The sequence below is a fragment of the Synechococcus sp. RS9902 genome (assembly GCF_014279635.1).
In the GTDB taxonomy this organism is placed as follows: Bacteria; Cyanobacteriota; Cyanobacteriia; order PCC-6307; family Cyanobiaceae; genus Parasynechococcus.
Window position 1 is genome coordinate 1299027 of record NZ_CP047949.1, and the last position, 19686, is coordinate 1318712.

Annotated in this window: 18 protein-coding genes; 13 read left to right on the forward strand and 5 right to left on the reverse strand. The window is 62.0% G+C overall.

Annotated features, from left to right (window positions below; all coding sequences use genetic code 11):
• Positions 1 to 21: 21 nt before the first annotated feature.
• Together SynRS9902_RS07165 and dacB are read left to right on the forward strand one after the other, a co-directional pair.
• The gene (locus SynRS9902_RS07165) at positions 22 to 528 is read left to right on the forward strand and encodes a DUF4330 domain-containing protein (protein ID WP_186508521.1); all 507 of its coding nucleotides are present in this window, start codon (positions 22 to 24) and stop codon (positions 526 to 528) included.
• Complete coding sequence (gene dacB / locus SynRS9902_RS07170; protein ID WP_186508523.1) at positions 525 to 1832, forward strand: D-alanyl-D-alanine carboxypeptidase/D-alanyl-D-alanine-endopeptidase; 1308 nt, start codon at positions 525 to 527, stop codon at positions 1830 to 1832. The genes SynRS9902_RS07165 and dacB overlap by 4 nt, the downstream gene beginning before the upstream one ends.
• Here dacB and SynRS9902_RS07175 read toward each other — a convergent pair.
• Together SynRS9902_RS07175 and coaD are read right to left on the reverse strand one after the other, a co-directional pair.
• Complete coding sequence (locus SynRS9902_RS07175) at positions 1777 to 2796, reverse strand: hypothetical protein (protein ID WP_186508525.1); 1020 nt, start codon at positions 2794 to 2796, stop codon at positions 1777 to 1779. The two genes, dacB and SynRS9902_RS07175, sit on opposite strands and share 56 nt — an antisense overlap.
• A gap of 1 nt (position 2797) precedes the next feature.
• Complete coding sequence (coaD, locus tag SynRS9902_RS07180) at positions 2798 to 3289, reverse strand: pantetheine-phosphate adenylyltransferase (RefSeq protein WP_114989170.1); 492 nt, start codon at positions 3287 to 3289, stop codon at positions 2798 to 2800.
• A gap of 69 nt (positions 3290 to 3358) precedes the next feature.
• Here coaD and SynRS9902_RS07185 point away from each other — a divergent pair, with 69 nt between their 5' ends.
• From SynRS9902_RS07185 to SynRS9902_RS07215, 7 genes are read left to right on the forward strand one after another with little or no spacing between them, the layout of a single operon-like run.
• Entirely contained in the window at positions 3359 to 3841 is a 483-nt protein-coding gene (locus SynRS9902_RS07185; RefSeq protein WP_115009275.1) for a flavin reductase family protein, read from the forward strand.
• Between the two features lie 9 nt (positions 3842 to 3850).
• Positions 3851 to 5836 (forward strand): excinuclease ABC subunit UvrC, encoded by a 1986-nt coding sequence (gene uvrC / locus SynRS9902_RS07190; protein WP_186508527.1) that lies wholly within the window; start codon positions 3851 to 3853, stop codon positions 5834 to 5836.
• A complete protein-coding gene (locus SynRS9902_RS07195) occupies positions 5833 to 6120 on the forward strand; it encodes a hypothetical protein (RefSeq protein WP_186508529.1) in 288 nt (95 codons plus the stop codon). The genes uvrC and SynRS9902_RS07195 overlap by 4 nt, the downstream gene beginning before the upstream one ends.
• A gap of 2 nt (positions 6121 to 6122) precedes the next feature.
• Positions 6123 to 7619 (forward strand): cryptochrome/photolyase family protein, encoded by a 1497-nt coding sequence (locus SynRS9902_RS07200; RefSeq protein ID WP_186508531.1) that lies wholly within the window; start codon positions 6123 to 6125, stop codon positions 7617 to 7619.
• Positions 7620 to 7654: 35 nt separating this feature from the next.
• Positions 7655 to 8227 (forward strand): protoporphyrinogen oxidase HemJ, encoded by a 573-nt coding sequence (gene hemJ / locus SynRS9902_RS07205; protein WP_115023060.1) that lies wholly within the window; start codon positions 7655 to 7657, stop codon positions 8225 to 8227.
• A gap of 13 nt (positions 8228 to 8240) precedes the next feature.
• A complete protein-coding gene (locus SynRS9902_RS07210; RefSeq protein WP_186508533.1) occupies positions 8241 to 8888 on the forward strand; it encodes a PHP domain-containing protein in 648 nt (215 codons plus the stop codon).
• Positions 8889 to 8915: 27 nt separating this feature from the next.
• Positions 8916 to 9470: a hypothetical protein gene (locus SynRS9902_RS07215; RefSeq protein WP_186508535.1), complete on the forward strand. Its 555-nt coding sequence runs from the start codon at positions 8916 to 8918 to the stop codon at positions 9468 to 9470.
• Here the strand turns inward: SynRS9902_RS07215 and cobN are convergent.
• Positions 9460 to 13188 (reverse strand): cobaltochelatase subunit CobN, encoded by a 3729-nt coding sequence (cobN, locus tag SynRS9902_RS07220; RefSeq protein ID WP_186508537.1) that lies wholly within the window; start codon positions 13186 to 13188, stop codon positions 9460 to 9462. The two genes, SynRS9902_RS07215 and cobN, sit on opposite strands and share 11 nt — an antisense overlap.
• Positions 13189 to 13253: 65 nt before the next feature.
• On the opposite strand from cobN, the gene SynRS9902_RS07225 reads away from it, so the two are divergent.
• From SynRS9902_RS07225 to SynRS9902_RS07235, 3 genes are all read left to right on the forward strand, one after another.
• Entirely contained in the window at positions 13254 to 14168 is a 915-nt protein-coding gene (locus SynRS9902_RS07225) for a branched-chain amino acid transaminase (RefSeq protein ID WP_114989162.1), read from the forward strand.
• 63 nt (positions 14169 to 14231) lie between these two features.
• The gene (metH, locus tag SynRS9902_RS07230) at positions 14232 to 17858 is read left to right on the forward strand and encodes a methionine synthase (RefSeq protein WP_186508538.1); all 3627 of its coding nucleotides are present in this window, start codon (positions 14232 to 14234) and stop codon (positions 17856 to 17858) included.
• Positions 17859 to 17905: 47 nt separating this feature from the next.
• On the forward strand, positions 17906 to 18178 hold the full coding sequence (locus SynRS9902_RS07235; RefSeq protein WP_186508540.1) for a DUF4090 family protein: 273 nt from the start codon (positions 17906 to 17908) through the stop codon (positions 18176 to 18178).
• 34 nt (positions 18179 to 18212) lie between these two features.
• On the opposite strand, the gene SynRS9902_RS07240 is transcribed toward SynRS9902_RS07235, so the two are convergent.
• Positions 18213 to 18443 (reverse strand): hypothetical protein, encoded by a 231-nt coding sequence (locus tag SynRS9902_RS07240; protein WP_006851429.1) that lies wholly within the window; start codon positions 18441 to 18443, stop codon positions 18213 to 18215.
• A 111-nt stretch (positions 18444 to 18554) separates the two neighbouring features.
• Here SynRS9902_RS07240 and SynRS9902_RS07245 point away from each other — a divergent pair, with 111 nt between their 5' ends.
• Positions 18555 to 18950: a DUF2237 family protein gene (locus tag SynRS9902_RS07245; RefSeq protein WP_115082290.1), complete on the forward strand. Its 396-nt coding sequence runs from the start codon at positions 18555 to 18557 to the stop codon at positions 18948 to 18950.
• On the opposite strand, the gene SynRS9902_RS07250 is transcribed toward SynRS9902_RS07245, so the two are convergent.
• Complete coding sequence (locus SynRS9902_RS07250; protein WP_186508542.1) at positions 18932 to 19660, reverse strand: SDR family NAD(P)-dependent oxidoreductase; 729 nt, start codon at positions 19658 to 19660, stop codon at positions 18932 to 18934. The two genes, SynRS9902_RS07245 and SynRS9902_RS07250, sit on opposite strands and share 19 nt — an antisense overlap.
• Positions 19661 to 19686 lie beyond the last annotated feature (26 nt).

Sequence of the window (19686 nt, forward strand, 5' to 3'; positions counted from 1 at the left end):
TCGGATCCAGGCTCCCACTCGATGGTGCTCAACAGGCTTCGATCCCTTTCACCCATCGATGCTGTAGCTGGAGTCGTCGCCCTGGCAGCTCTGGCAGGCGTGGTCTGGTCCCCCAAGCTCTCGAATGCGGTCGCCAGGGCCACGGGTGCCGTGAAGCCTGTGCAAGTCAGCGTTGATGTGGTGCGGCTGTACAGCGCTGATCCCGAGCAGCTGCTGAATTCAGTGCGGGAGGAAGCAGCCCTCAACATCGTGATTCGCAACCAACCGGCCGGACGGGTGAGCCTGGTGTCGGTGGATGACGTCACCACTTCCCTGACGGCGGTGCAGCCCGATGGTTCGGTGGTGCTCGCCGATACTCCCACCACGGCTCTACCCCGCCATGCCCGGTTTGTGATGGAGGCCCAGGCTGAGATCAAACCCTCCGGTGTAGTGATCGGTGGCACCAAGCTCAAGGTTGGTGTGCCCGTTGAGCTGGAGGGTCGCCTCTACCGCTTGAACGGTGTTGTGAGCGGGGTGATGCCTCTGTGATTCGCTCTGCCCTGATCTCCCTGCTGGTGCTGGTGCCCCAGTTGCCCGTCAGGGCAGCGCCTCCACTGTTGGCACCACCTCCGGTGGTGCAGCGTCAGGGCCAGGCCATGCTCAGCGGCGGTGCACTGTGCCCGGCCCTGCAGACGGCCCTGGAATCAGCGGTGGGCACGGAAGAGCGGCTTTGGAGCGTCAGCGTTGTCGATCAACGGGGTCAGCTGCTGGCTGATCTCAACGGGGGGATCCCCCGGATTCCTGCATCGAATCAGAAACTGGTCAGCACGGCCTTTGCTCTGGATCGCCTCGGCCCCGACTTCCGTCTGAAGACGCAGCTGTTGCGTCATCCCGATGGATCACTGGAGATCGTGGGGGAGGGCGATCCCGACCTCAGCATTGCCGAGATCCAGAAATTCGCCATGGTGGCCCTCGGCCAGGGCGGCTCCAGCAGCACCTCCAGCTCCGCCTCTGCGCCGGTTCAGCTGATGGTGCGGGAGGAACCGCGTCAACTCTGGTGGCCTGCCGATTGGGATCCTGCGGATCGCTCCTACGCCTACGGCGCACCGATCACCCGCCTTGCTCTCACCAGCAACGCCCTGCACATGGCGGTGATGGATCCAGCGGCACGGCTGCAGCGGATCCTCAACTCCACCGTGCAGCAGCAGGGGGGACAAATCCGCCTGCAGATGGTTGATCAGCGGACCCGAGAGGCGGCCCTTGCGCGGAACTGGCGAGAGAGTGTTGTCCTGCACAGCGAGGATTCCGCGCCGATGCACGCCCTGCTCAGCCTGGCCAACACGGAGAGCCACAATTTCACCGCCGAGGTGCTGATGCGTGAGGCGGCGGACGTTTGGGATGTGAACCGTGCGTCCATCGCCACCACCCGCTGGTTGCAAGCCCAGGGCATCCCGATGACGGGACTTCGGCTGCGGGATGGCAGCGGACTCTCACGGGGTAACCGTCTCACCAGCCGTTCCTTGTCTGTGCTGCTGTGGCGCATGGCGCAACACCCCCTGGCGGCCTACTACCAGGCTTCGATGGCGATTGCAGGCCAGAGGGGAACGCTGCGCAACTACTTCTGGGGCACACCACTTGTGGGTCGCTTCTGGGGAAAGACCGGCACCCTCAGCGGAGTCCGATCGATCTCCGGCATTCTTGAAACCACCGATGGACCGCGTTACGTGAGCATGATTGCCAACGGGTCTTATGCACCCAACTCCGTGATGGGCCAGATCCTGCTGGCCAGCCAGCGGATCAGCCGTTGCCCCGCATGGACCGCAGCCGTGACGCTGCCCGCTGAGCCCGACTGAACGGAACGGTTTTGCTGTCGTCGCCAGCGTTGGGGCCAGGGGCCGCGGAGCGGATCGTCTGAATCTTGGAGAGCTCCTGACGGCCGGCCATGACCACCTGGGCCATTTCCTTGAGGCGAACCTCCAGCTCCCCCAGGGTCTGCTCGGCGTAACGGTTGGCCCCGTCCTGAACGCCGGCTGCTTCCTGGCGGCTGCGTTGAATTAGCGACTCACACTGCTGTTGGGTCTGCTGGCGGAACTGAAGCGCGTCGTTGTGGATTCGCTCGGCCTCATCGCGGCCTTCCTTCTGCAGACGCAGGGCTTCACGGCGAATCGTCTCCAGATCCTGCAGCGCCTGCTGTCGGTTGGCTTCGTGCTGCTCAGCGTGATGGCGCTTGAGTTCCGCTGCGTTGGCCTCGATCTGTTGGATTTGCTGCTGGGCCTGTTGGCGGCTGGCGTCGAGTCGCTCAGCGTGTTGACGCTTCAGCTCAATCGCTTCTTGATCCAGCTGCTGACGACGCTCCAGACCTTCCTGCTCCAGCTGCTGGCGGCGTGAGGCGAACTGCTGCTCCAACTGGGCGAGCTTGCTTTGCATCTCCTGTTCCAGCTTGGCCCCCTGCTCGCGCGTTTTCTGAAGCAACTGCTCACACTGCTGGCGGGCTTGCTCACGCATCTCATTCACCTGCCGTTCCGCTTCCTGGCGGATGGCAGCGTTGTTCACCAGCTGCTCGCGCTGACGCTGGGCCTGTTCAACGATCTCCTCGGCGTTCCTGCGGGCGGTGTTGATGAACTCGTCCCGGCGATCCAGAAGTTTGGCGGCCCGCTCCAGCTCCTTCGGCAATTCATCGCGGACGGCATCCAGCAGCTCGACGGCATCCGTTTCGTTGACCAGACGTCCGCCGGTGAAGGGCAGCCGGCTGCCCTCCAGCACAACTTCCTCCAGCTGGTCGAGTTGATCGAGAACGGAGAACCGGACGTCGTTCATCTCAGCTGGCATGGAAAGTTGAATTAAAGAGCCTGTTGAGGTCCTTCGCCACCTCTGGCGGAACCATGTGGTCGATCGATCCACCGAAGCGGGCCACTTCCTTCACCACCGAGCTGCTGAGGAAGCTGTGGCGGGCCGTCGTGGCCATGAACACAGTTTCCAGATCGTCTGCCAAGGAGCGGTTGGTGTGGGCGATCTGCAGTTCGTATTCGAAGTCACTCATCGCTCGCAGGCCCCTCAGGATCAGGTCGGCGCGATGGGTGACGGCACAGTTCACGGTGAGGCCATCGAAACTGATCACCTCAACGCCGGAGAGGTGGCGTGTGGCCGTGCGGATCTGTTCGATCCGCTCTTCGACACTGAACGCGGGTCGTTTGCTCGGATTGCTGAGCACCGCGACAACCACCTCTCCAAACAGGCTCACCGCCCGCTCGATCAGGTCCATATGACCATTGGTGAGAGGGTCGAAACTGCCGGGGTAGAGCGCCCGCATCGGGAATCAGCGATGGGCGGATCCTATGCAGTGGATCGCTGTTTAGATTTCAACCAACGCATCCGTGCCATGAGCCTCGACGCCGACGCCAAGAAGGTCCTGCTTCGCAAGATCCCCCACGGGCTCTTCATCTGCGGCGTACGCAACGGCGATGAGGTCAACGGTTTCACGGCCAGTTGGGTGACCCAGGGATCGTTCGAACCGCCATTGGTGGTGATGGGTGTTCGGGCTGACAGCAGCAGTCACGCCATCATCGAGGCCACCGGCAAGTTCTCGCTGAACGTGCTGCGGGCCGATCAGAAAGATCTGGCAGCCGTGTTTTTCAAGCCCCAGAAGGCGCTTGGTGGTCGCTTTGAAGCGGCCCCCTTCGAGGAAGGCGAACTTGGTCTTCCCCTGCTCACCGATGCCGTCGGTGGTGTGGAGTGCGAACTCGTGGGCTCGATCAAGCACGGTGACCACACAGTTTTTGTGGGTGAAGTGAAAACGGCGCGTCTGATCGCCGATGGCGAGGCCCTGAACCTGGCCAGCACCGGCTGGAATTACGGCGGCTGAGCTGGCTTGGTGGATGCCGCCTCCGGTGCACCGCTGCTGACGCAGCCCGAGCGTCTTGAACGCCGCCTGAAGGAGATCCCCGCTGAGCCGGGTTGCTATCTGATGCGGGACGGCGACGACCGCATTCTTTACGTCGGTAAGTCGAAGGCGTTGCGCAGCCGCGTGCGCAGCTATTTCCGCAGCCGCCATGATCTGTCGCCACGGATCCGGCTGATGACACGCCAGGTCTGTGAGATTGAGTTCATCGTCACCGACAGCGAGGCGGAGGCCCTCGTACTCGAGTCGAACCTGATCAAGAACCATCAGCCGCACTTCAACGTGCTGCTGAAGGACGACAAGAAATACCCCTACCTCTGCATCACCTGGAGTGAGGCCTACCCACGGATTTTCATCACCCGTCGCCGTCGCTTCCGCAGCCCATTGGATCGTTTTTACGGGCCCTACGTCGATGTAGGCCTGCTGCGCCGCACCCTGTTTCTGGTGAAGCGTGTGTTCCCGCTGCGGCAACGACCCCGGCCGATGTACCCCGACCGCACCTGCCTCAACTACAGCATCGGGCGCTGTCCGGGGGTCTGCCAGGAAAAAATCAGCTCGGAGGACTATCACCGCACCCTGCGCAAGGTGGCGATGGTGTTCCAGGGCCGCAGTGATGAACTGCAGCAGTTGCTTCAGGAGCAGATGGAGCGGTATGCCGAGCGGATGGACTACGAGTCGGCGGCCCGGGTCCGGGATCAACTTCAGGGGCTGGATCAGCTCACCGCCGACCAGAAGATGAGCCTGCCGGATTCCTCCGTGAGTCGGGACGTGCTGGCCCTTGCCTTCGATGAACGTTTGGCGGCCGTGCAGCTGTTTCAGATGCGCGCCGGGAAGTTGGTGGGACGTCTTGGCTACACCGCTGACGCCTCAGGTCTGGAACCAGGCCTAATCCTGCAACGGGTGATTGAAGAGCACTACAGCCAGGTGGATTCCGTTGAGGTGCCCCCCGAGCTGTTGGTGCAGCACGCACTGCCCCAGCAGACATTGATGGAGGACTGGCTCTCGGAACAGCGCGAGCGTCGGGTGCAGATTCACTGCCCGCAGCGCCAGCAGAAAGCCGACCTGATCGAACTGGTGCAGCGCAACGCGGAATTTGAGTTGCTCCGCGCCAAGCAAGGTCAGGAGAAGCAGTCGTTGGCCACGGAGGATCTGGCGCAACTGCTGGAGCTGCCCACCCCGCCGCGGCGGATCGAGGGCTACGACATCAGTCACATCCAGGGCAGTGATGCCGTGGCTTCCCAAGTTGTGTTCATCGACGGACTGCCCGCCAAACAGCATTACCGCAAGTACAAGATCCGCAGCAGCAGCATCCGCGCTGGCCACAGCGACGACTTCATGGCGATGGCGGAAATCATGCGCCGTCGTTTTCGGCGCTGGGCCCGGGCGAAGGCGGAAGGGGTGGATGTGGTTGCCTTGCGTCACAAATGTGGCAGTGCTCTGCAGACCGACGGCCTCAACGACTGGCCCGATGTGGTGATGATTGACGGTGGCAAGGGCCAGCTCTCTGCCGTGATGGAGGCCCTGCGCGAGCTTGATCTACACGAGGATCTCAACGTCTGCTCCCTCGCCAAGCAGCGCGAGGAGGTGTTTCTCCCCGGTGAAAGCCAGCCGCTGGAGAGTGAACCGGATCAGCTCGGAGTTGTGCTCCTTCGCCGCCTGCGAGACGAAGCCCATCGTTTCGCTGTCAGCTTTCATCGCCAGCAGCGTGGTGAGCGGATGAAGCGTTCACGCCTCTCGGACATCCCCGGGGTTGGGCCCAAGCGGGTCAAGGATCTTTTGGCTCACTTCCATTCGATTGATGCCATCCAGCTGGCATCGGTTGAGACCCTGTCCAAGGCCCCTGGCGTCGGCCCGGCTCTGGCCCGCGACATCCACGATTTCTTCCATCCTTCCGACGACGGAACCGACGGTGATGCCAGGGCTGCTTTAGAAGAGCAGCCTCAGGAACTCTCCGCATGATCCGTCATCTCTGCATGGCTCTGGCAGGAGTGCTTCTTCTCGCCACTCCGGTCTGGGCGTCTCCCGGGCTGTGCACCGGGCCTGTGTGTGCCGACGGCATCACCCGCAGCGCCAAGAACCACTGGCAATTGGTGTTGCGGCTCAATGATCAGCAGGGCCATCGCGAAAAAGTGGTGATGAATTGCCGTGCCGGCCAGCTGAGCCCCATGGATGGCCCCGTGGATCGCGCCTATGCCACCGCTCTGGGTCGGCGCGCCTGCCGTCTTGCTGGGGAGGACAGCTGACGGTGGATCTCAGCCTCGTTTTTCCCCATCAGCTGTTTGAGCACCATCCCGCGCTTCGGGCGGGACGGGCCGTGGCACTGGTCGAAGATCCGCTGCTGTTCGGCACTGATCCACGCTGGCCGATCAAGGTGCATCGGCAGCGCCTGCTTCTGCATCGGGCCTCGATGAATGCCTATGCCGAGATGCTTCAGGCCAAGGGCTTCACCGTGTTGCGGGTGCTGCAGGGGCAGGCGGCCAGCACCGCTGAGATCCTCGGAGATCTGCTCGATCAGGGCTACCGGTCTTTTCATCTGGCGGATCCGGTGGACGATGTTCAGAGCCAACGGATCTCCGCCTTCGCCTCCCGCCACGGCTGCGGTCTGGAGATCGTCGCCACCCCGATGCTGCTGACCCCAGAGGCCGTCATCAAGGACCATTTCGCCTCAGGCAAGAAGCCCCTCATGGGTCGCTTCTACGAGATGCAGCGCAAGCGGCTGGATCTGCTGATCGATCCTGATGGTGGTCCTGTCGGTGGCCGCTGGAGCTTCGATGCTGACAACCGCAAGAAGCTCCCGAAGGGAATCCTGGTTCCAGAGCCCCCGGCCGAACGCTCCAGCGCAGCGAACGCCATCGTTGAATCCGCCCGGACGCAACTCATTCGGGAGGGGGTGACCGGCATCGGCAGCTGGGACGGGTTCCACTACCCCGTCACCCATGGCGATGCAGCCCGTTGGCTGGATCAATTCCTCGAACAACGCTTACGCCAGTTCGGCGCTTACGAAGATGCGATCAGCACGCAGCACCAGGTGATGTGGCACAGCGTGCTCACGCCGATGCTCAACATCGGTCTGCTCACGCCACAGCAGGTGCTGGATCGAACGCTGGAGCGGGCTGAAGCCGGTGACATCCCCCTCAATTCTTTGGAGGGATTTCTGCGTCAGATCGTCGGCTGGCGGGAGTTCATGGCGGCGATGTACCGGCGCCATGGGGTGGAGATGCGCAACGGCAATTTCTGGGGCTTCGACGACCGACCGATCCCTTCCGCTTTCTACACCGCATCCACGGGTCTGGCCCCGATCGATGACGCCATCCGCCATGCCCTTGAGACCGGCTATTGCCATCACATCGAACGCCTGATGCTCCTGGGCAATGTGATGCTCCTCTGCGGATTCCATCCGACCCGGATCTACACCTGGTTCATGGAGCTGTTCGTGGATGCCTACGACTGGGTGATGGTTCCCAACGTCTATGGCATGAGTCAGTTCGCTGATGGCGGCATCTTCACCACCAAGCCCTATCTCTCCGGCTCGAACTACGTGCGCAAGATGTCGGATTACCGCAAAGGTGAGTGGTGTGACACCTGGGATGGCTTGTTCTGGTCGTTCATCCATCGCCATCAGGACTTCTTCCGGCGCCAATACCGGCTGGCGATGATGGCCCGCAACCTGGATCGCATGGCTCCCGAGGTTCTGTTGGCCCATCAGCGTCAAGCCAGCGATTTTCTTGACGCGCTCACCTGAACCCTGCGTAAGGTCGCCCCAGATCAGTTGTGTTGATGACGTTCTCGCCCGAGGCCTACCTCTGGTTCAAGACCCTGCACATCGTTGGGGTCGTGGTGTGGTTTGCGGGCCTCTTCTATCTGGTGCGCTTGTTCATCTATCACGTTGAAACGGAGGAACTGGCGCCGGAACTGCAGCAGCCGTTCCGCGATCAGTACACCTTGATGGAGAAACGGCTCGCAAACATCATCACCACGCCCGGGATGGCTGTGGCGGTGTCGATGGCCATCGGGTTGCTGCTGGCGCAGCCCTCCTGGCTTCAGCAGGGCTGGATGCACGCCAAGCTCGCTTTTGTGGCGGCCCTGCTGGCTTACCACGTGTTTTGTTATCGGCTGATGGGCCAACTCCACGCCGGAACCTGTGCCTGGTCAGGCAAGCAGCTGCGCGCCCTGAATGAGCTGCCCACGCTGCTGCTGGTGATCGTTGTGATGCTGGTGGTGTTCAAAACGCAGTTCCCCACCAGCGCAGCGACCTGGTTCATCGTCGCCCTTGTGGTGTTCATGGCAGCGTCGATTCAGTTCTATGCCCGTTGGCGCCGCCTGCGGGCCGAAGCCTCCGCCAAAGCCTGAGATGAGGGTTGAGATGACCCACCCCCTCCAAGCCGTGCTCAAACAGGTGGGACCGTCGAGCTGTCCCACCACGCACAACTTCCACTGCCACACCATCTGCAGTGACGGCAGCCTCGACCCGCTCGAGCTCATCCAGCAGGCCACCGAGCGGGGGCTCAAGCACCTGGCGGTGACGGATCACCACAGCAGCCATGCCCACCGGGAGATCCAGGTCTGGCTGGATCAACAGCGAGCCAGTGGTGTTGAGGTCCCCACGGTGTGGAGCGGCATGGAAATCAGTGCACTGCTGAAGGGGTGCCTCGTTCATGTGCTCGCCCTTGGCTTCGAGCTCAACCACCCTGCGCTCCAGCCCTACAACCGTGGTGATGCCGTCGTCGGTGAACCGCTAAGGGCTGAGGCTGTGGTGAAAGCCATCCATGAAGCCGGTGGATTGGCAGTGTTGGCCCATCCCGCCCGTTACCGCCTGGGCCATGACGTGCTGATCGATGAGGCGGCCCGGCTTGGTTTTGATGGTGGTGAGGCCTGGTACGACTACGAGATGCAACCAACCTGGTCCGCCAGCCCGTTGATCTGCGAGGCCATCGATCGTCAGCTGAGCAACCTTGGCCTTTTGCGTACGTGTGGCACCGATACCCATGGAATTGACCTTTGCGGCCGCTAAGTTCATTCCATCTCAGTTCCAGTCGACATGGGCTTCTTGGATCGTCTGCTGAAAAAGGATTCCGCAGATTCCGACTCCACGATTCAGCCGCGCAAGCCGGCAAAGGAGAAGCCGGCCGAGTTTTTCCTTGATGCCGACGCTTCCTCCTCCCTCGGGGATGTGAACTACATGCGCGAGTCGAAGACGATTCGCCGAACCTTCCCCGGCACGGCTGCAAGCCCCGGAACGAAGGAACAGATCATGGAGGTGGCTGCCGAAACCGAGAAGCTTGAAAAGCGCAGCGAAGGCCTCGGCGGCGTCGTCAAGAAGGAAAAATCAATCAGCCTTAACGCGGGCATTCCCACACCGGTGAAGAAAACCTTCGCTACGCAGGTGAGCACCGAGGAGATGAGCAAGCGCCTCAAGGGCACGGCCATCACGGGTGTGAACACCCCTGCTCCCGCAGATGCTGCTCCCGTCGGCCGTAAAGAAGAGTTGAAGCCGAAGAAGGAACCGGTGGCCAAGGAGGGTTCCGCTGCGCCGTCCTCCAAGCCTGGATCGATCGATCCGTTCCGTCAGATGGTTCGCGACCTCAACAAATAGGGCCTCCCCGTTCAATCTGGGCTTCGCTGCTGATCACCAGCTGTTGCAGGTGAAGCAGCTGGTCTTTCGTTGCTGACGTCCATAGGCCTCGATTCGAGGCCTCCAGCAGCCGTTCAGCCATGTCCCTCAGCACCCAGGGGTTGCTCCCCTTGAGGAAGTCGAGGATTTTCGTCTGGCTGAGCCACTGCTCACACAGCGCGCCGTAACACCAATCGGGAACGCGATCGGTGGAAGCGTCGTAGGCAAAGAGGTAGTCAAGGCTGGCCCCCATCTCGAAGGCACCCTTGTAGCCGTGCTGCATCATTCCCTCGATCCAGCGGGGGTTGAGCATCCGGCTGCGCATCACTTTGTCGAGTTCCTTTTCGAGCCGGTGCAGGCGAGGCCGTTCGGGGCGGGAATGGTCTCCGAACCACAGCTGCGGCCGTGCTCCTGACACCTCTTCCACCGCTGCACTAAGGCCACCCTGGAACTGGTAGTAGTCGTCGGAATCGAGCAGATCGTGTTCGCGGTTGTCCTGGTTGTGGAGCACCACCTGCACCCTGCCCAGGGCCTGCTCGAGACCGGATCGATCAAGGCTGGGGGCAGCGGCACCGTCGTACGACCATTGGCTCCAACTGAGAAAGGCCTGGCCCAGGTCTGCTCGGGAAGCCCAGGCGCCACTGTCGATCAGGGCTTGCAGACCGGCTCCGTAGGCACCGGGGGCGGACCCATAAATGCGGCCCTGGGGCCCGCCTTGACGGGTGAGTTCAGCCAGGGGATTCAGTTCATCCGGTTCATCGAGGGCCGCCACCATCGACTGGGCCTGATGCACCCAGCCCACCAACTGGGGGAAGGCGTCGCGAAACAGTCCGGAGATGCGAAGCACCACATCCACCCGCGGACGACCCAGCAAACGGGCTGGGATCACCTCCAGGTCCACCATCCTTCGGGTGGGGCCGTCCCAGACCGGTCGAACACCAATGAGGGCCAGCAGCTGAGCGATGTCTTCTCCGCCATTGCGCATCGTTGCTGTTCCCCATACCGATAACGCCAAATGGCGCAGCGGTTCCCCCTGCTCAAGCAGATGGAGATCCAGCAACTGCTCCGCCGAGCGTCGCCCCAGATCCCAGGCGGCTTCCGTGGGCAAGCCCCGCAGATCGACGGAATAAAAATTGCGGCCGGTGGGCAACACATCGGGGCGACCACGACTCGGTGCTCCTGAGGGTCCCGCAGCGATGCGCTGCCCCTGAATACCCCGCAGGAAGGCCTCTTTTTCAGCTGAGGCACAACCGTTCAAGCGGGGCCAGAGGTCGTCGTGCAGGTTCTGCAGGCAGGGATCCTTTCGGCTCCAGGTCTGGAACGGTTCAGCCAGTCCGTCGCCCTGTTCCCCATGGATGATCCATCGGATCAACAACTGGGCCTGCTGTTCCAGCCAGGCGCAACCATCCCCCACCCGTCGGCAGTTCGCGCAACCCAGCAAGCTCAGTCGGGCCTGATCCGCCTCCGAGAGCTTGTCGCCTTCGTCCTGCTGCCAGGGATCAAAGCCCAGTTCTGCCTGCAGGGCCATGGCCTGCAGCAAGCCGGGCTGCCCCTGCCGGGGGGGACGAGCCAGGGCGACCAGCAGTTCATCGGCGGCTTCTGTCGATGGCGCCACACCAAACCGATGCAAGCCGGTGCGGATCTGCGATTCCTTCAGCTCGCAGAGATAGGTCTCGGCCTGATCCAGACAGGTCTCCAGCAGCTCCGGTTGGCGGCGAATCTCCGCTTGGCTGGGGATTCCAGGCCAGTTGAGGGACAGCAGGCTGGAATGCACTGCCTGTTCCAGCACCCGGGCCCGCTGGCCGCCCAGCTGCCTCACCTCCACCAGTTCATCCAGCAGGCCCTCCAACCGTTGCAGTGGTCCGTGCAATCCAGCACGCCCCAAGGGCGGTGTGAGGTGGTCCAGCACCACGGCATGACCCCGTCGCTTGGCCTGAGATCCTTCGCCGGGGTCGTTGACGATGAAGGGGTAGAGGTGAGGGATCGGTCCCAGGGCCAGCTCGGGGCCGCAGGCATCGCTCAACCCCACCGACTTGCCCGGCAGCCATTCCGCACTGCCGTGCTTGCCCACATGCAGCATCACCTGGGTCTGATGCACGCAGCGCAGCCAGAGGTACTGAGCCAGATACCGGTGCGGTGGCGGCAGATCCGGTGAGTGGAGATCGGCGATCTGATCGGCGTCGTAGCCGCGATCCGGCTGGATCAGCACCACCACATGCCCGAAGCGAAGGCCATGAATGGCAAACCCCCTGTTTGGATCCAGGTCGCAGGCGGCTTCTGGAGGTCCCCAACGGGATTCGATCAAGCGACGAGCCGTTTCCGGAACGCCGGCCCACCACTTCTGATAGGTGGTGAGGGGCAGATGATCCAGCGCTGGGCGGTGCTGTCCGTCCGGTGCATTGGTGCGGCCGGACAACAGCTGTTGCATCAAGCCATCGCCTGAATCCGGCAAGGCTCCCGAACCGAGGTCATGGCCGGCGTCAGCCAGCCAGTGGAGCATCCGCGCGGTGCTGTCTGGCGTATCAAGGCCCACGCCATTGGCCACACGACCGTCACGCACGGGATAGTTGGCCAGCACCATGGCGATGCGCCTCTTTGCACAGGGGGTCTGTCGCAGCTCCACCCAGCGACGGCTGTGCTCTGCCAGCCACGCGAGTCCAGATGGATCCGGCTGCAGGCAGGGAATGGCCGTGGCCAGGGGGCCGGTGGTCTGCAGGTGGTCACGAAAACCGCAGGGCCGCGTGGTGATCCGAGCATCCAGCTCCGGCATCACCACCTGCAACGACAGATCCATCGGATTCAGCCCCTGGTTGCTCTCAAGCCACTGGGCCCGGCTGCGGCTGCTGCTGAGCAGCTGCAACACCGGTCGATCGAGCCGATCCCAGAGAGGGCTGCCCAGGCCGGCCTGTTCGGTCTGCACCGAGGCAAAGGACGTGCCCGCAATCACCAGCTCAGCATTTTGCTGATTCAACAGGTCGTGGACGCCGGCCTGCACCGCCGGGTTTCTCAGGCTGCTGACCCAGAGCAGACAGGGCCGCAGTCCCTCTCGCCGCAGGGCGGACGTGAGTGCATCCGCCAGGCCAAGGTCTCCGGCCTGAAACAGGGCCCGATAGAGCACCACGCCCACCGCGGCACCTGGTTCATCACGCCAATCCCAGGGCATCGGATCGGGGCAAGGCACCACCGCAACGTTGTCGGGTGATGGGGGGGTGCCCTCCAGCAGAGCCTCGAGAGCTCCAAGGAACCGCCCCATGTTGTCGATGCCCCCTTCCCGCAACAGTGCCGACAGCTGATCGGCCAGTTCAGCGCTGCAGGAGCCCAACCCATGCAGCTCGTTGCTCTGATCAGCCGTTCCGGCAAGGACGATCAGTTGTCGCTGCTTCGCTTCGCTGCACCAGCGCTGCAGTTGCTCCAGGCCGTAACTCCAGTGCCCGCGGCTGCCGAGCAGACGCACCACGATCAAGTGCGCCGCCTGGGCGGTGGTGTTGAGGTAGTGGTCCAGTTGCGCTGGGTGCTCCAGGCAGCTCAGGGGCAACGCCCGGATCCGCTCGTTCCAGACCGGGTTGCTCGGCAGACTGGCGTCCAGGCAGCTGATGTCAGTGCCTGCGCTAGTGAGGAACAGCACATCCGCGCCCGGCTGCTCCACGAGCACCACATCTTCCGGTGGGTCCAGACCCGGACAGGTGGCAAGGCGATGCATGACCCCATTCTCCGTGTTGCGGTGCGCGGTGGTGAGAAGATTCAGCGATCGGATCCATCACGGTGATGCATCAGTTCCTGCCCTATGCCTGGTTCCAGGGCCAGTGCGTCCCCTTCGAGGAGGCCAGGATCTCCATTGCCACCCATGCCCTGCACTACGGCACCGGTGCCTTCGGCGGCATGCGCGCCATTCCCGATCCCCAGAACAGCAACACCATGCTGTTGTTCCGTGCTGATCGGCACGCCCGGCGTCTCAGCCAAAGCGCCCGGTTGCTGCTCACGGATCTGAGTGAGGACACGATCCTCTCGGCTCTCACGGCAATGCTCCAGGCCAACAAGCCTGATCAGCCGATCTATCTGCGGCCCTTTGTTTACACCAGCGATCTGGGCATCGCCCCGCGCCTGCACAACATCGAGACCGACTTCCTGATTTACGGACTCCCCCTGGGGGATTACCTGTCTCCGGAGGGGGTGAGCTGCAGGATCAGCAGCTGGACCCGCCAGGAGGACCGCTCCCTGCCGCTGCGCGGCAAGATCTCTGGTGCTTACATCACCAGTTCCCTGGCCAAGACGGAAGCCGTACAAAGCGGTTTCGACGAAGCCTTGCTGTTGAACAGTCGCGGCAAGATCAGTGAAGCCAGCGGCATGAACCTGTTCCTGGTGCGTGATGGCCAGCTGATCACGCCTGGAGTTGATCAGGACATCCTTGAGGGCATCACCCGCGCCAGCGTGATTGAGCTGGCCAAAGCGATGGACATCCCTGTGATTGAACGTCCGGTGGACAAAACCGAGTTGTTCATCGCCGATGAAGTGTTCCTGTCCGGCACGGCCGCCAAGGTGACGCCGATCCGTCAGATCGAATCAACTGTGCTGAACGCCAAGCGTCCTGTGATGGATGCCCTGAAGGCCAAGCTCGTGGCGATCACCGAAGGACGGGATCCCGCCTATGAGCACTGGGTGACCCGCATTCCGATCTCCTAAATCAACCGCCTGAAGTTCGCCCTGAGCTTTTCTTAAGATCGGTGCTTCCACGAGGGTGCATGGATGGTGGTGACGCAGGCAGATCGGAAAGCCACCACCTCTGCATTCCTCGAGTATCTGCATGGGCCACAGCGTCCTGTGCTCGTGTTCGACGGTGCTACGGGCACCAGCCTTCAGGGGCTTGGGCTCACGGCGGATGATTTCGGTGGTCCTGACCTGGAGGGTTGCAACGAGAATCTGGCGGTCACCAAGCCGGATGCAGTCAAAGCAGTGCATCGCCAGTTCCTCGAGGTGGGCTGCGATGTCATCGAAACCGATACCTTCGGCGCTGCATCAATTGTGTTGGCGGAATATGGCCTGGAAGACAAGGCCTTTGAGCTGAACAAGCGGGCAGCCGAGCTGGCCCGGGAAATGGCTGATGAATTCAGCACCCCTGAGAAGCCACGTTTCGTGGCGGGCTCCATGGGGCCCACCACCAAGCTGCCCACCCTTGGCCACATCGATTTCGACACGATGCGGGATTCGTTCCGCGAGCAGGCTGAGGGACTGATCGCCGGCAACGTCGACCTGTTCATCGTCGAAACCTGTCAGGACGTGCTGCAGATCAAGGCAGCACTCCAGGGCATTGAAGAGGCCTTTGCCGCCACCGGTGAGCGGCGGGCCCTGATGGTCTCCGTCACGATGGAAACCACGGGCACCATGCTCGTCGGCACGGACATCGCCGCTGTGGTGTCGATCCTTGAGCCATTCCCGATCGACATCCTCGGCCTGAACTGCGCCACAGGTCCGGAGCAGATGAAGGAGCACATTCGCTACCTCTCTGAGCATTCCCCCTTCACCGTCAGCTGCATTCCCAACGCCGGACTGCCGGAAAACGTTGGCGGGGTGGCCCATTACCGCCTCACCCCGGTGGAGCTGAAGATGCAGCTGATGCACTTCGTTGAAGACCTCGGCGTTCAGGTGATCGGTGGATGCTGCGGCACCACTCCCGCCCACATCGGTAGCCTTGCGGAACTGGCGCAGGAGCTCAAGCCGGCTGAACGCCCCTCCCGCTGGGATCGTGCCAGCGCGGAGGATGTGCGCCCCAGCCTCAATTACGAGCCCGCAGCCTCATCGATCTATGGCGTTACGCCCTACCACCAGGACAATTCTTTCCTGATCATTGGTGAGCGGCTCAATGCCAGTGGCAGTCGCAAGGTGCGCGAACTGCTGGCGGAGGAAGACTGGGACGGGCTGGTGTCGGTGGCCCGCGGCCAGGTGAAGGAAAACGCTCACGTGCTCGACGTGAACGTCGACTACGTCGGTCGCGATGGCGAACGGGACATGCACGAGCTGGTGAGCCGACTGGTCACCAACGTCAACCTGCCCCTGATGCTCGATTCCACCGAGTGGCAGAAGATGGAGGCGGGCCTGAAGGTGGCTGGGGGGAAATGCATTCTCAACTCCACCAACTACGAAGACGGTGACGAGCGCTTCTTCAAGGTTCTGGAGCTGGCCCGCCGCTACGGCGCCGCTGTGGTGGTCGGCACGATCGATGAGGACGGGATGGCCAGAACGGCCGAGAAGAAGTTCGCCATCGCCCAGCGGGCCTATCGCGATGCCCTCGAGTTCGGCATCCCTGCCCACGAGATCTTCTACGACCCCCTGGCCCTTCCCATCTCCACTGGCATTGAGGAAGACCGGCTGAATGGTCGCGCCACCGTGGATGCCATTCGGATGATCCGGGAGAACCTCCCCGGCGTGCACGTGGTGCTCGGGGTCAGCAATGTGAGTTTCGGCCTGTCACCGGCGGCCCGGATCACCCTCAATTCGGTTTTCCTTCACGACTGCTGTGAAGCCGGCATGGATTCGGCCATCGTCAGCCCCGCCAAGATCCTCCCGCTGATCAAGATCAGCGACGACCACCAGAAGGTGTGTCGTGATCTGATCAATGACAACCGCCGTTTCGAGGACGGCATCTGCGTTTACGACCCGCTCACCGAACTCACCAAGCTTTTTGAGGGAGTGAGCACCAAGGAAGCCCGTGCTTCAGGCCCCTCGCTGGCGGATCTGCCGATTGAGGAACGGCTCAAGCAGCACATCATTGATGGTGAGCGCATCGGCCTGGAGCCCTCCCTGGATGAGGCGTTGCAGACCTACCACCCTCTGCAGATCATCAACACCTTCCTTCTGGATGGCATGAAGGTGGTGGGTGAATTGTTCGGCAGTGGCCAGATGCAGCTCCCCTTCGTGCTGCAAAGCGCCGAGACGATGAAATCCGCCGTGGCTCACCTCGAGCCGCATATGGAGAAAAGCGAGGGCGAGAGCACAAGCAAGGGCAAGTTCCTGATCGCCACGGTGAAGGGCGATGTCCACGACATCGGCAAGAACCTGGTGGACATCATCCTCACCAACAACGGTTATGAGGTGATCAATCTGGGCATCAAGCAGAGCTGTGAAGCCATCGTTGAGGCCCAACGTGAACATCAGGCCGATTGCATCGCCATGAGCGGTCTGCTGGTGAAGTCCACGGCCTTCATGAAAGACAACCTCCAGGCCTTCAACGATGCGGGCATTGATGTTCCTGTGATCCTCGGCGGTGCGGCACTGACCCCACGCTTCGTTCAGAAGGACTGTCGTGAGGTTTACGACGGCAAGGTGATCTACGGCCGTGATGCCTTCGCTGATCTGCGCTTCATGGATGCGTTGATGGATGCGAAGCGCAGCGACAACTGGACCAACACCAAGGGCTTCCTGGCTGATGCTCCCCAGGGGGTTGGCCTGGATGAAGAGTCGACAACCTCCGAGAGCGCTGAGGAGACATCCACCTCCGCATCGGATGCTCCGGCTGCGGATCTGCCGCCGGTGAGCTCAAATCGATCCGACGCCGTCCCCGCTGAAACCGCACCGGTGCCGCCCTTCCTCGGCTCTGCGGTGATCACTGAGGCCGACATCGACATTGCCGAGGTCTTCCACTACCTCGATCGCAATGCCCTCTTCGCTGGCCAGTGGATGCTCCGCAAAACCAAGGAGCAGAGTCGGGACGACTACGAGGCGATGCTTCAGGAGAAGGCAGAGCCGGTGTTGCAGGAGTGGATGCAGCGCTGCATCAACGAGTCACTGTTGACCCCCCGGGCGGTGTATGGCTACTTCCCTGCGGGACGCGATGGCAACACCCTTCGGGTGTTTGATGCCGATAGCACGCTGGAACTCGGCTCTTTTGAGCTTCCCCGTCAACGGTCTGGCAACCGCTACTGCATTGCCGATTTCTTCAACGATCTGGACGCTGAGGGACGCCCAACCGACGTGCTGCCGATGCAGGCCGTGACCATGGGCCAGAAGGCCTCTGTGGTGGCGCAGGAGCTGTTCAAGGGCGATCGCTACAGCGATTACCTGTACTTCCATGGCCTGGCGGTTCAGATGGCCGAAGCGATGGCCGAATGGGTGCACGCACGGATTCGCTCGGAACTCGGTTTCGCAGATCCAGCTGGGATGCCCCTGCGGGATGTGCTGGCGCAGCGGTACCGCGGCAGCCGTTACTCCTTCGGCTACCCCGCCTGCCCGAATGTGGCCGACTCCAGGCAGCAGCTGGACTGGCTCGGAGCTGAGCGGATCGGCTTGAGCATGGACGCCAGCGACCAGCTCGAACCGGAGCAGAGCACCACAGCATTGGTGGCGCTGCACTCGCAGGCCCGTTACTTCAGCGCCTGAGCCCTGAGGGGCGTCCCATAGCCTGAGGCGCCCTGTTTGTGTTCACCATGGCCATTGCCGGACCGGATGGTGTTGATGCCGCCATCAAAGCTGGTGTGGATCTTGATGGAAGTCCAATCCCTGAAGCGATGCTCGCCCTTTACAACCAGGTGATGGATCTGGAAAGTCAGCGCGCCCGCAGTGGTGTTCTGAAATCGATGCGCAACCGGGTGGTCAAGACCGGAGCCAAGCATTTCGACCAGGAAACGCTCAATAAAAGGCTCCTTGAGGCCGGATGGGACGGTCTGAAGGACAAGGAGATCGCTTTCTTCTACGGATGATCTTCTGCTGACGGAGAAGCACCCTCTGCCGGGCTCAGTCCTGGCAGAGCTTCTCCATCGTGTCGATCACCTCTTGCTGGAACGATTCCAGGGCACTTGACTCGCTCAGATCAAGGCCTTCGCCAGCGGCGTTCTGGGCCAGGTCCTGGAAATGAAAGGCTCCCTCTCCATTGGCAAGGAACTCGATCGCCGAGCTTTCACCGCTCTCGCGAAACGCATCGCAGAGCGCCAGAAAAGCAGCGTCTTCAGTGAACTCCCAATCCATCGAGTGGACATGACTGAATGACCTTTAACCCGCTCCCCCAGGGGTTCGTCAACCGTCTGAAGTCAAAATGTGCCAGTCCTTGGGCAGACTCCCCCTCAAACGAGCGCTCAGATGTCCAGCAGCAGCCCCGAATTTCCGCCGGCCAGGAACGTTCTTGGCGACCCACTGGAGAGTTGCAGTTGTGAACCGATGACGGGTTGGTATCGCAATGGTCTCTGCCAAACCGATCCATCGGATCTCGGCCAGCACAGCATCTGCTGCGTGATGACCGAGCAATTTCTCAGTTACAGCAAGGCCCAGGGCAATGACCTGAGCACACCGATGCCCGCGTTTCAGTTCCCGGGCTTGAAACCAGGGGATCACTGGTGCGTCTGTGCACCGCGCTGGAAACAGGCCTACGACGATGGCGTCGCACCGCTGGTGCGCTTGGAGGCCACGGAAGACACAGCCCTGACGGTTGTCAGCCTTGACCAGCTGAAGCAGCATGCTCACCAATCGATCGACTGACCGTCCCAGGCGAGAAAAGCTCCTGATTGTTCCGGGGTCTGTTGCACCAACACTTCAACCAACTGACGCGCAGCCCGTTCTGGAGTGAAAAGTTTGTCCGGAGCCACGAAGCTCTGGAACGGACGAGACAGGGCTGTGTCGGTCGTACCCGGATGCAACAGGCTCACGGTGGCCAATGGCCAGCGGCGGGCCCATTCAATGCTCAGGCAGCGCAGCAGCTGGTTCTGAGCCGCCTTGGCCGCCCTGTAGCCATACCAGCCCCCAGTGCGGTTGTCGCCGATGCTTCCCACGCGAGCACTGAGGCTGGCGAAATGAAAGGGTTGATCCCGCTGCAGCAAGGGCTCGATCGCCTTGGCCAGCAGGATCGGTGCCATGGCGTTGATGCCGAATTGCTCCTCCAACTGAGAACGATCGATCTGTTGAAGACGTTTTTCCGGTTGAAGCCCAGGACCATGCAGACGGCCGCTGCAGTTGAACACCAAACGCAGGGGTAGCCCCTGGGCTCGCAGGCTTGAGCTCAGACCATCCAGATCACTGTCGTTTTGGAGGTCCAGTTGCAGTGAGGAGGCCGGAGGTCCATGACGTCCAGCGGTCAGCACTTTCAGATCAGGGCAGGTGCGCTTCAGTTCTGATGCCACCGCCGCTCCGATGCCGCCGGGGCCAACCACCAGAGCCAAGCCAGCCCAAGTGGTCGGAGCTTCTTCGACCATGTGAACTTGCTGCGAAGAGGAGACCG

Bases quoted from the DNA above. Each gene is read 5' to 3' on its own strand.
- SynRS9902_RS07240 (WP_006851429.1), bottom strand. From the start codon at position 18,443: ATGGATTGGGAGTTCACTGAAGACGCTGCTTTTCTGGCGCTCTGCGAT.
- SynRS9902_RS07245 (WP_115082290.1), top strand. From the start codon at position 18,555: ATGTCCAGCAGCAGCCCCGAATTTCCGCCGGCCAGGAACGTTCTTGGC.
- cobN (WP_186508537.1), bottom strand. From the start codon at position 13,188: ATGCATCGCCTTGCCACCTGTCCGGGTCTGGACCCACCGGAAGATGTG.
- SynRS9902_RS07185 (WP_115009275.1), top strand. From the start codon at position 3,359: ATGAGCCTCGACGCCGACGCCAAGAAGGTCCTGCTTCGCAAGATCCCC.
- SynRS9902_RS07225 (WP_114989162.1), top strand. From the start codon at position 13,254: ATGCATCAGTTCCTGCCCTATGCCTGGTTCCAGGGCCAGTGCGTCCCC.
- metH (WP_186508538.1), top strand. From the start codon at position 14,232: ATGGTGGTGACGCAGGCAGATCGGAAAGCCACCACCTCTGCATTCCTC.
- coaD (WP_114989170.1), bottom strand. From the start codon at position 3,289: ATGCGGGCGCTCTACCCCGGCAGTTTCGACCCTCTCACCAATGGTCAT.
- SynRS9902_RS07235 (WP_186508540.1), top strand. From the start codon at position 17,906: ATGGCCATTGCCGGACCGGATGGTGTTGATGCCGCCATCAAAGCTGGT.
- hemJ (WP_115023060.1), top strand. From the start codon at position 7,655: ATGACGTTCTCGCCCGAGGCCTACCTCTGGTTCAAGACCCTGCACATC.
- SynRS9902_RS07165 (WP_186508521.1), top strand. From the start codon at position 22: ATGGTGCTCAACAGGCTTCGATCCCTTTCACCCATCGATGCTGTAGCT.
- SynRS9902_RS07175 (WP_186508525.1), bottom strand. From the start codon at position 2,796: ATGAACGACGTCCGGTTCTCCGTTCTCGATCAACTCGACCAGCTGGAG.
- SynRS9902_RS07195 (WP_186508529.1), top strand. From the start codon at position 5,833: ATGATCCGTCATCTCTGCATGGCTCTGGCAGGAGTGCTTCTTCTCGCC.
- SynRS9902_RS07215 (WP_186508535.1), top strand. From the start codon at position 8,916: ATGGGCTTCTTGGATCGTCTGCTGAAAAAGGATTCCGCAGATTCCGAC.
- SynRS9902_RS07250 (WP_186508542.1), bottom strand. From the start codon at position 19,660: ATGGTCGAAGAAGCTCCGACCACTTGGGCTGGCTTGGCTCTGGTGGTT.
- SynRS9902_RS07210 (WP_186508533.1), top strand. From the start codon at position 8,241: ATGACCCACCCCCTCCAAGCCGTGCTCAAACAGGTGGGACCGTCGAGC.